The following is a 9,099-nucleotide window of genomic DNA, read 5'->3' as shown; positions in this document are numbered from 1 at the left end:
GATGGTCTGCATTGCCTTTCTCGTGGGGCTGCCCCTGTTTTTTGAAGTGGGCTTCGTGCTGCTGGTTCCTATCGCCTTTACCGTGGCCCGCCGTGTAGGTGTCTCTATCCTGATGGTAGGCCTGCCTATGGTAGCGGGGTTGTCGGTTGTGCATGCGCTCGTTCCGCCGCATCCTGCTGCCATGCTGGCCGTGCAGTCCTATCATGCCTCGGTAGGGCAGACGCTCTTCTATGCGGTTCTCGTAGGTATTCCGACGGCTATTCTTGCCGGACCGGTCTACGCCAGGTTCATCGTTCCAAAGATTCAGTTACCAGCCGAAAACCCACTGGCCGAGCAGTTTACCGAGCGTGAGCCTCGTAAACAGCTGCCTGGTTTTGGCGTCACAATCGGTACGATTATCCTGCCCGTTGTGCTGATGTTGATGGGTGGCTGGGCCAACCTGATTTCAACGCCGGGTAGCGTCTTCAATCAGTTTCTGCAATTTATCGGCAACTCCGTGATTGCACTGCTGGTTGCCACATTGGTGAGTTTTTGGACGTTAGGGCTGGCTCAAGGCTTCAACCGCGATGCGATCCTGAAATTTACCAATGAGTGCCTGGCTCCAACGGCCACGATCACATTACTGGTAGGCGCTGGTGGAGGGCTCAACCGAATCCTTATCGATGCCGGTGTAACCACTGAAATCGTTGGACTGGCCCGGGAATTCAACCTGTCACCCCTGATGATGGGGTGGCTTTTTGCTGCGCTGATGCGCATTGCCACCGGCTCGGCCACGGTCGCCATGACCACGGCTTCAGGCATCGTCGCGCCTGTTGCGTTAGGGTTAGGCTATCCACACCCTGAACTGCTGGTTCTGGCTACCGGGGCAGGGTCGGTCATCTTTTCCCATGTAAATGACGGCGGGTTCTGGTTGATCAAGGAGTATTTCAACATGACGGTAACCCAGACGTTCAAGACGTGGACCGTATTGGAAACCTTGATTTCCATCATCGCCTTTCTTCTGACATTAGCGTTGGCGGCTGTACCGTAATGGATATTCTGTATCAAATCCGCGCACGTCTCGAGCATATGAGTGCAGGCGAACAACGTATCGCTCGTCTGATCCTGGAGGATGTGCCGTTCGCAGCCAGCGCCAGCCTGGACGAGCTGGCGACACGGGCTGAGGTCAGTAGTGCGACCTTGTCCCGCTTTGCCCGCAGCGCAGGGTGCAAGGACTTGCGGGACCTGCGCTTGCAGCTGGCTCAGGCCAGCGGTGTTGGAGCGCGGTTTCTGGGCCGAACACACGCACCGGAGCATTCTGCATTCTTTGGCAATATCGTCAGTGACATCGAAGCAACGCTTCGCCAGCATCTGGCCTGTTTCGATGAGCAAACCTTTGCACAGGCGGTTGCACTTGTTCATGAGGCACGCATGGTTTACGCCTTTGGTATGGGCGGTTGCTCCACGATCTTTTCGGATGAACTGCAGTACCGGCTGGTTCGGCTGGGATACCCCATAGCGGCTTATCACGATCCGGTTCTGATGCGCCTGACAGCGGCCACGTTGAGCCATGACCAGGTTGTAATTGCCTGCTCGATGACAGGCATAACGCCCGAACTCGTCGAGTCGTTGCGATTGGCCAAGGGGTACGGCGCTCGCATTCTGGCCATCGCACCCGAAACATCGTCGGTCTCCCAACTGGCCGATGTCGTACTGCCGCTGTTTCTGGCTGAAACAGACTTTATCTATAAACCTACCGCCGCCCGCTACGGAATGATGCTTGCCGTGGATATTCTGGCTACTGAGCTGGCATTGAGCGCACCTGAAGCGAATCAGGAACGCTTGCGGCGCATCAAGCTCGCCATGGACGACTACCGTGGCGGCGATGAGCGATTGCCGCTGGGAGACTAGCAATGCCAACCTACGATGCTCTTATCCGCAATGCACAGGTGATCGATGGCAGCAACTTGCCGGGTTATCAGGCGGATATCGCTATACAGAACGGTCGAATAGAACAGATAGGATGCATAAGTGGGGCAACGGCAACCCATGAGGTTGACGCCGCGGGGAGGGTGCTTTCACCGGGCTTCATTGATGTTCATACCCATGACGATACCGTGGTGATCCGTCAGCCGGAGATGCTGCCCAAGCTAAGCCAGGGTGTAACGACTGTTATCGTAGGTAATTGTGGCATCAGCGCTTCTCCCGTCAGCTTGAAAGGCGAGCCGCCAGATCCCATGAACCTGTTGGGGCCAGCAGCGGCCTTTGTCTATCCGACGTTCGCCGATTACAAGTCAGCCATCGAACAGGCGCATCCGGGGGTAAACGTTGCTGCCCTCGTTGGGCATACAGCACTGCGCAGCAACCATATGGATGACCTTTATCGTACGGCAACGCCTGGCGAAATTGCTGCCATGCGGGCTCAGCTACGTGAAAGTCTGGAGCAGGGCGCGCTGGGACTTTCCACAGGACTCGCTTATGCCTCGGCCTATGACGCAAGTACCGACGAAGTAATGGAACTGGCCTCAGAGCTGGACGCCTACGGAGCGGTATACACCACACATTTGCGTAGCGAATTCGAGCCTGTACTAGAGGCCTTGGACGAAGCGTTTCGTGTCGGTCGTCATGCGAAGGCGCCCGTTATCGTCTCGCACCTCAAATGTGCCGGTGCAGGCAATTGGGGACGTAGTCCACAGCTTCTGGCGGCGTTGGAGCAAGCAGCACGGGATCATCCAGTTGGGTGCGATTGTTATCCTTATTCGGCCAGTTCCTCAACGCTGGATCTCAAGCAGGTAACAGCTGATTTTCGCATCACCATTACCTGGTCTACACCCTATCCTGACGTGAGCGGCCGTGACCTGAGCGACATTGCAGCGGAGTGGGGCGTATCGCTACTGGATGCCGCTAAACATCTGCAGCCAGCCGGCGCGGTGTATTACGGAATGGATGAAAACGATGTGAGGCGTATTCTGACTCATCCGCTGTCGATGATCGGGTCAGACGGTCTACCCGAAGACCCATTCCCGCACCCTCGCTTGTGGGGCGCTTTTCCGCGAGTACTGGGGCATTTCAGTCGAGACGTGGGCCTGTTTCCCCTGCATACCGCGGTGCACAAGATGACCGGGCTTTCAGCGGCCCGTTTTGGACTCCACGAGCGCGGATTGATCAGAGAAGGTTATTGGGCGGATCTGGTCCTGTTCGATCCCAGAACCGTGCACGATGCCGCTGACTTCAAGACACCCAAGGTCGCTGCAGAAGGGATCGATGCGGTTTGGGTAAATGGAATCCTGTCGTATTCAGCTAAACAACTGACTCCCCATAGAAACGGTCGCTTCCTTTCCCGGCAAGGTGACCTGCGTACACACTTTAATTAGGAGGATGACATGTCAATCAAACGTTACGGTGTTGAGGGTGGTAGCGGGACAGGCGGGCAGCACCTGCCGTTTGCGCGCGCTGTTGAGGCTGATGGATGGCTCTACGTCTCGGGCCAGACCCCTATGGTCAACGGAGAAGTGGTCGAAGGCGGCATCGTCACTCAAACGCGCCAATGCCTGGATAACGTCATGGCCATTCTCAAGGAAGCCGGCTACGGCCCGGAGCATGTGGTGCGTTGCGGTGTATGGCTGGATGATCCTCGTGACTTCATGTCTTTCAACAGGATCTTCAAGGAATATTTTGGCGAGCATCCGCCTGCACGCGCCTGTGTAGTATCGAGCATGGTGATTGACTGCAAAGTCGAAGTGGATTGCGTCGCCTACAAAAAACCGGAATAAGGCCTCCGCTCCCGGGTCAGAGTGTTTGATCGCTCTGACTATAGGAATTCCATCATCATGCGTATGTTTTTTGCGTTGCCGTGCCCAGCCTCTGTGATTACACGTGTAGTCGCCTGGCGAAAGGAGCAGGGCATGGATGGGCGCCTGGTTCCTCCTGAAAATCTTCACATGACACTGGCTTTTCTGGGTGAAATTCCAGAAGAACAGATAGACGCGCTTATGGCTCTAGGCGATCACATACGCTTTGAGCCATGTACGGTCGTGCTTGATCGCGTCGAGCGTTGGCATCAGGGGCTTATCAGCATGATTGCATCCCAGACGCCAGTGCCGCTGGTTTCGCTGGTTGACGATCTAAACCTGGGACTGAAAAGTTTGGGCGTTCCGCTGGATCGCAGACCCTTTATCCCACACCTGACGGCTGCACGTAAAAGCCGCTGTCGGCCAAGTGGACTACCGTCATTGGCGTGGCCAGTAGAGCGCTTTGCCTTGTTTGTATCGGAAAGCGGCCAGGGAAGCGTGCAATACAGAGCTTTAAAAGAATGGACAGTAGCTGAAGGCAGTCCGGGAGAGTAGGGCGGTGACAGCTGCCGCCCATTACGCATTTTACTTTTTATGTAAACTTTATCTATTGCTGCTTGGCGAATATTTAAGCCTGGACATACTTGCTGAATACAGCGCTGTAGTCATGGGTCATATAAGTCTCCAGCATCAATGCATTCAGCGTGTCCAAGGTACCTGTGTATTGCTGGGTTATGTGTTCAGGCGATGCTGGGTTAGCAATCTTGTACATGGAGGCCGTCATATCCAGTACTTTTAGTGCATTGGCACGCTTGAGTTCTTCCAGGTGCTGAATCTTGCTGATTCCGATCAGAGACTTGTAGATGTCTTTGACCTGTTCAAGAAAGGTCTTTTTGATATCGATGCTGAAGGGTTTGCCACCTATGACGAATTTCAGCTCGACATCTAGATCCACCGTGCCGGCCGTTTCAATCATGACGCTCTGAATACGCTCGCTGAGGTAATCGTAGCGTTTGATAGTGCGCTTGGACGATACCGCAGATTCGCCGTCCACATGAATCAACGTCAGATTGGTAAAGCAGTATTCATCCTTTTTCGATTTGATCAGAAAGAAAATCTTTTCACCGTCCTCGTGAAAGAGATAGTCGTCCGCATCGACCTTGTCGAAGTCTGCTGGTTTGATAATCGATCCGATGTCGCTTAGTCCCAAAGCATCTGCTGCAAATCGTTTGAACATACCAGGCTTTCCTTGAGTGACAGGATAAGGCGCAACATCGAGGCTGCACGCACGCAGAAAAGGTTTACTGAACACGCAAAGTGAATTTCAGTTGGGCAGTTGTATCAGGCAGGAAGAAAAAGACAAGGCGTAGGAAGGCCCATTAACGAGGCAAGAAAATCTGTCTTGGCTTAACCGGATCCAGAGGAAGGTTTAAGACCCAAAACCCATAAAGGGGATAGAGGCGTCAGTGCTTGCTAATATCTAATTTAACATAATATACATTATGCGAAGTTATGTATTCTGGATATGGAGCCATGGGGCAGCGCCTTGAACGCTGCGAAACCCCATATGAGCTTTTTTGAGCTTTTTATGGCTCACTTCTTTATTGATCCTTTAAACGTCGCTGTTTACCAGACGCCGCTCGCTCCTGGTTGATGGCGTTGTAGTAAATGTCTTGCGTTGTACTCGCCTTGGCGTGGCCAAGATCTTCCTGCAGGTGTTTAAGTGGTCTGCTGGGTGCATCGTAGGTTGCGCTGGTGTGGCGTAACCAATGGGCGCTGGCTGCGCGCAGATTGGATACTTCGTCCTCGCTGCGACCTTCCTGTTTCATTCGTACAAGCGCCGTGTCGAAGCATTCCTGTACCAGGTTGCGAATCTGCCGATCGGTCAGGCCGCCTTGTCCATTATGTTTGGTCAGTAGCGGCGCAGGATCTCCGGCGTATGGCAGCGGCGTCAGATTGCGGAAGGCCCGGTAGCGCTTGAGATAGACCAGCATGTCATCACTGACCGAGATGCGACGCTCCTTGTTGCCCTTGCCAATTGCAACGTACCACCAGGAACCGTCAGGGTCTTTCTGAAAGACGTCCATGGTGGGAGACCAGCCGGGCCGCCCGGAAAGTTCGGAGATTCGCAGGTAGAGTGAAAACAGGGTCGCTATGATAAAGAGTGTACGCTCGTGCTTTTCAGGCTCCTCTGCAGCCATCCATTCCGCTGTTTCGATAACGAACTCCCATTGAAGGCGGTCAAGAACCTTGCCGCTGACAGCCTTGGCTTTCTTTTGAAAGAAGCGGCTCTTCTGCTTGATCGCTCGAAAGGGATTACCCACCAATACGTCCTGATCATTGAGGTAATCATAGAATGAGCTGCAGATTGCAAAGACTTGCTTGAGCGTACCCTGAGCCATTTCATAGCGTTCTGGGGTAGTGTCATCGTCGTCTCCTGTTTCGACAGCAAGCTTGCGTGAGGCTTTATCACCCTGAATCCCAAAGGGGCGCCACAACGGATTGGGCTCCATGCTGCCATCTTTCAGAATGAAGCGGCGACGAACAGAGGTGCCCACCCAGTCCTCGTCAGGCTCCTGACTGAATGCCAGGAACGCCTCGGCATCCTGGCGGCGGAGCGAAAGGATAGACCTCCCTTCCTTGATCCAGCTCCACAGAAGGAGACGTTCAACTTGGGTGCGATAGGCTTTGAATGTCGTTTCCCAGCCGGCATAAGAGCGCAAAAATTCACGCACATGAAAATAATCGCCTTTAGCCGGAATACCGGGCTCAAACCGTTTCAGGTAATTCAGGATAGACGTATGCTCTGCCTCGTAAGAGGTAGCATTAAGCCCAAGAAAACTGGCATAAGTGTCAAATAAAGGCTGGGGTTTAGACGAGAAAAGCATCGAAATAACACTGAAAAGGCAGGTTTCTTAGTATATCAATTTCCGATTATGGACGTAATCGGAAATTTGGCTTGTTTATAGGATTTTATAGAAGACACAAGCACTTACGAAAGCCGTCTCGTGCCGCTTCCAACGAACCGTTAAAGAACTAAGCTGTGTGAGATTGATCTCATTTTTATAGGCAAATGCCGTTCAGCTTTAAAGGTGGCTCGCCGTGGACTGGTTAGGTATTCATTTTCTCACAGATCTTCAGCAATCCGGCCTTTCGCCTGTCGAGCATAGCCACACTTTTCTATTGGTTGTCTTTTCCTATCTGATTGCAACTGCTGCCGGTTATACCGCGCTGAGCCTTGCTGATGTTGCGGTCGCGGATGATCGCCGAACGCGTATGCTGTGGCGCTGGATCGGTGCCTTTTGTTTGGGCGGCGGTATCTGGTCGATGCACTTCCTTGCCATGATGGCGTTCGTCATGCCGATTCCAGTGTATTACGACCATCGCCTCACGGCCCTTTCGCTGGTCATTGCTATCATGGCGTCCTTGCTGGCCATGGTCATGATTGGTCGCCCTGCTCTTACCGTCAGGCAATATATCGGCGCGGCGATCAGTATTGGCCTGGGGGTTACAGCCATGCATTACATTGGTATGGCCGCCATGCAATCTGCTGCAACGGCCTACTATGACCCTTGGTTATTCGTGCTTTCTATTGTGGTGTCGATGTTGGCCAGCCTCGGGTCAATGATGTTGATCTTGAAGCTACGCCAGCCGAACAACCCTGCTCCGCTCAAGTTGAAACTGGCGGCGAGTCTGGCGCTGGGTGCAGGTATTATCTCTATGCATTTCAGTGGTATGGCGGCCGTTACCTTTACCCTCCCCGCCGGCTCGACGTTTGACGCTGGTGCGCACGTTGACAATCACTCACCTTATCTAGGTATAGCGACGGCTTTTATTTCGCTGATTATTATCAGCTGCAGCCTGGTTGCGGTATGGGCAGGAAAGAAGCTGGAAAGCCAGCGTCGAGATCTTGAACGGGTCAACGCCCTGCTCCACGAACTCGATAGCACACAGGCTTCACTCCATAACGTCGCTCATTTCGATGCCCTTACAGGCCTGCACAATCGCTATTCCTTCAACAAGGAAATCCAGATGCGGCTGGATGAACACGTGGCCCAAGGCACTTCCATGGCCCTGCTGTTTCTGGATCTGGATAACTTCAAGCGGATCAATGATTCATTAGGTCATGATGCCGGTGATGAGTTGTTGCGTGTTGTGGCTCAGCGCCTGAAAAGTGCCTTGCGTGAGCGAGACCTGATCGCACGCCTGGGCGGTGATGAATTTTGCATTCTTGCCAACGTTGAAGAGAATTATGAGGCCGAGCTGTTGGGGCGCCGCATCCTGCAAAAGATGAAAGAGCCCATTATCCTGGCCGGTCGAAAAATGGTCATAACCACATCCATTGGGGCCAGCCTATTCCCGCAAGATGCAACGACCGGTGAAGATCTCATGAAGCATGCCGATCTGGCCTTGTATAAATCCAAGGCTAATGGTCGCAACATGCTGTATTTCTTTCAGGAACAGCTCAGGAGCAAAGCGTCACTTGAGCTAAAAATGGAGGAAGAACTGCGACAGGCATTAAGTCGTAATAATCTGACCGTGTATTACCAGCCCGTCTTTGACTTGAGTAGCGGCAAGGTTTGCCATGTAGAGGCATTGGTGCGCTGGCAGCACCCCGAACAAGGCCTGCTGCTGCCCGGTAACTTTATCGACATTGCGACAGCAAACGGGTTTATTGCTGATATTGACCGTTGGGTGATTCGCCGAGCCTGTCGTGATATCAAGAAACTGCATCGGCAAGGCTTCAAGATTGGAGTTGCGGTCAACTGCTGTGTACGCAGCCTGGAGCGTGAAACGCTCGTATCCAACGTTCAGGAAGCCTTGAGTCAGGCACGCCTGGAGCCCCAGTTTCTCGAACTTGAAGTAACCGAAAATGCGCTAATGGCCAACATTGACCAGGTTATCGGGCAGCTAAGGCAGTTGCGTGAGCTTGGCGTGCGGTTGTCCATTGACGACTTTGGTACAGGTTACTCATCACTGGCGTATCTGAGCCAGCTTCCCTTGGATGCTATCAAGGTGGACCGCTCGTTCATTCAGGATATTCCCAACAATGCGCGGGACCTTGACCTGGCGGAAGCCATCATCGCCATGGGACACAAGCTGCATCTGAAAGTCATTGCCGAAGGCGTGGAAACCCAGCAACAGATTACCTTTCTGATCGATAACCAGTGCGACCTTGCCCAGGGGTTTCTACCCAGTCGCCCTCTTCCCTTCGAAAAACTTCAGGCGTTCTTGCTTGATGAGATAGGCAACAACAACGCATTTTCTCATTCTCACCTCGCCTGAAATGACAAGGCCTGCTTAAAAGCAGGCCTTGTCTTGCTGGTTT

The 9,099-nt window shown here is 53.2% G+C and carries 8 protein-coding genes; 6 read left to right on the top strand and 2 right to left on the bottom strand.

Annotated features, from left to right (window positions below; all coding sequences use genetic code 11):
* The 5 genes from PLU01S_RS23120 to thpR all read left to right on the top strand — a co-directional run.
* Positions 1-1,030 (top strand): GntT/GntP/DsdX family permease (locus tag PLU01S_RS23120; RefSeq protein WP_084339938.1); only part of this gene is annotated, 1,030 nt, incomplete at its 5' end.
* Positions 1,030-1,890, top strand: a complete 861-nt coding sequence (locus PLU01S_RS23115; protein ID WP_074826502.1) for a MurR/RpiR family transcriptional regulator — start codon at positions 1,030-1,032, stop codon at positions 1,888-1,890. The genes PLU01S_RS23120 and PLU01S_RS23115, both read left to right, overlap by 1 nt.
* A gap of 2 nt (positions 1,891-1,892) precedes the next feature.
* Positions 1,893-3,353 (top strand): N-acyl-D-amino-acid deacylase family protein, encoded by a 1,461-nt coding sequence (locus tag PLU01S_RS23110; RefSeq protein WP_074826501.1) that lies wholly within the window; start codon positions 1,893-1,895, stop codon positions 3,351-3,353.
* A 9-nt stretch (positions 3,354-3,362) separates the two neighbouring features.
* Positions 3,363-3,752 (top strand): RidA family protein, encoded by a 390-nt coding sequence (locus PLU01S_RS23105; protein WP_010798326.1) that lies wholly within the window; start codon positions 3,363-3,365, stop codon positions 3,750-3,752.
* A gap of 57 nt (positions 3,753-3,809) precedes the next feature.
* Positions 3,810-4,325, top strand: coding sequence for an RNA 2',3'-cyclic phosphodiesterase (thpR, locus tag PLU01S_RS23100; protein ID WP_074826498.1), 516 nt, complete (start codon positions 3,810-3,812; stop codon positions 4,323-4,325).
* A gap of 73 nt (positions 4,326-4,398) precedes the next feature.
* Here the strand turns inward: thpR and PLU01S_RS23095 are convergent, their stop codons facing one another.
* Both PLU01S_RS23095 and PLU01S_RS23090 read right to left on the bottom strand, forming a co-directional pair.
* A complete protein-coding gene (locus PLU01S_RS23095) occupies positions 4,399-5,007 on the bottom strand; it encodes a PH domain-containing protein (protein ID WP_074826497.1) in 609 nt (202 codons plus the stop codon).
* 364 nt (positions 5,008-5,371) lie between these two features.
* Positions 5,372-6,658: a tyrosine-type recombinase/integrase gene (locus tag PLU01S_RS23090; protein ID WP_074826495.1), complete on the bottom strand. Its 1,287-nt coding sequence runs from the start codon at positions 6,656-6,658 to the stop codon at positions 5,372-5,374.
* A gap of 214 nt (positions 6,659-6,872) precedes the next feature.
* Between PLU01S_RS23090 and PLU01S_RS23085 the strand changes: the two genes are divergently transcribed.
* The gene (locus PLU01S_RS23085) at positions 6,873-9,056 is read left to right on the top strand and encodes a putative bifunctional diguanylate cyclase/phosphodiesterase (RefSeq protein ID WP_074826492.1); all 2,184 of its coding nucleotides are present in this window, start codon (positions 6,873-6,875) and stop codon (positions 9,054-9,056) included.
* The last annotated feature ends 43 nt before the right edge of the window (positions 9,057-9,099 follow it).

The sequence above is a fragment of the Pseudomonas luteola NBRC 103146 genome, from assembly GCF_002091675.1.
GTDB lineage: Bacteria > Pseudomonadota > Gammaproteobacteria > Pseudomonadales > Pseudomonadaceae > Chryseomonas > Chryseomonas luteola.
The sequence above is the reverse complement of the archived record's forward strand: the minus strand, read 5'-3'. Positions and strand labels throughout refer to the sequence as shown.

Excerpts from the sequence above, each read along its gene's own strand:
- PLU01S_RS23115 (WP_074826502.1), top strand. The coding sequence starts at position 1,030 with ATGGATATTCTGTATCAAATCCGCGCACGTCTCGAGCATATGAGTGCA.
- PLU01S_RS23110 (WP_074826501.1), top strand. The coding sequence starts at position 1,893 with ATGCCAACCTACGATGCTCTTATCCGCAATGCACAGGTGATCGATGGC.
- PLU01S_RS23105 (WP_010798326.1), top strand. The coding sequence starts at position 3,363 with ATGTCAATCAAACGTTACGGTGTTGAGGGTGGTAGCGGGACAGGCGGG.
- thpR (WP_074826498.1), top strand. The coding sequence starts at position 3,810 with ATGCGTATGTTTTTTGCGTTGCCGTGCCCAGCCTCTGTGATTACACGT.
- PLU01S_RS23095 (WP_074826497.1), bottom strand. The coding sequence starts at position 5,007 with ATGTTCAAACGATTTGCAGCAGATGCTTTGGGACTAAGCGACATCGGA.
- PLU01S_RS23090 (WP_074826495.1), bottom strand. The coding sequence starts at position 6,658 with ATGCTTTTCTCGTCTAAACCCCAGCCTTTATTTGACACTTATGCCAGT.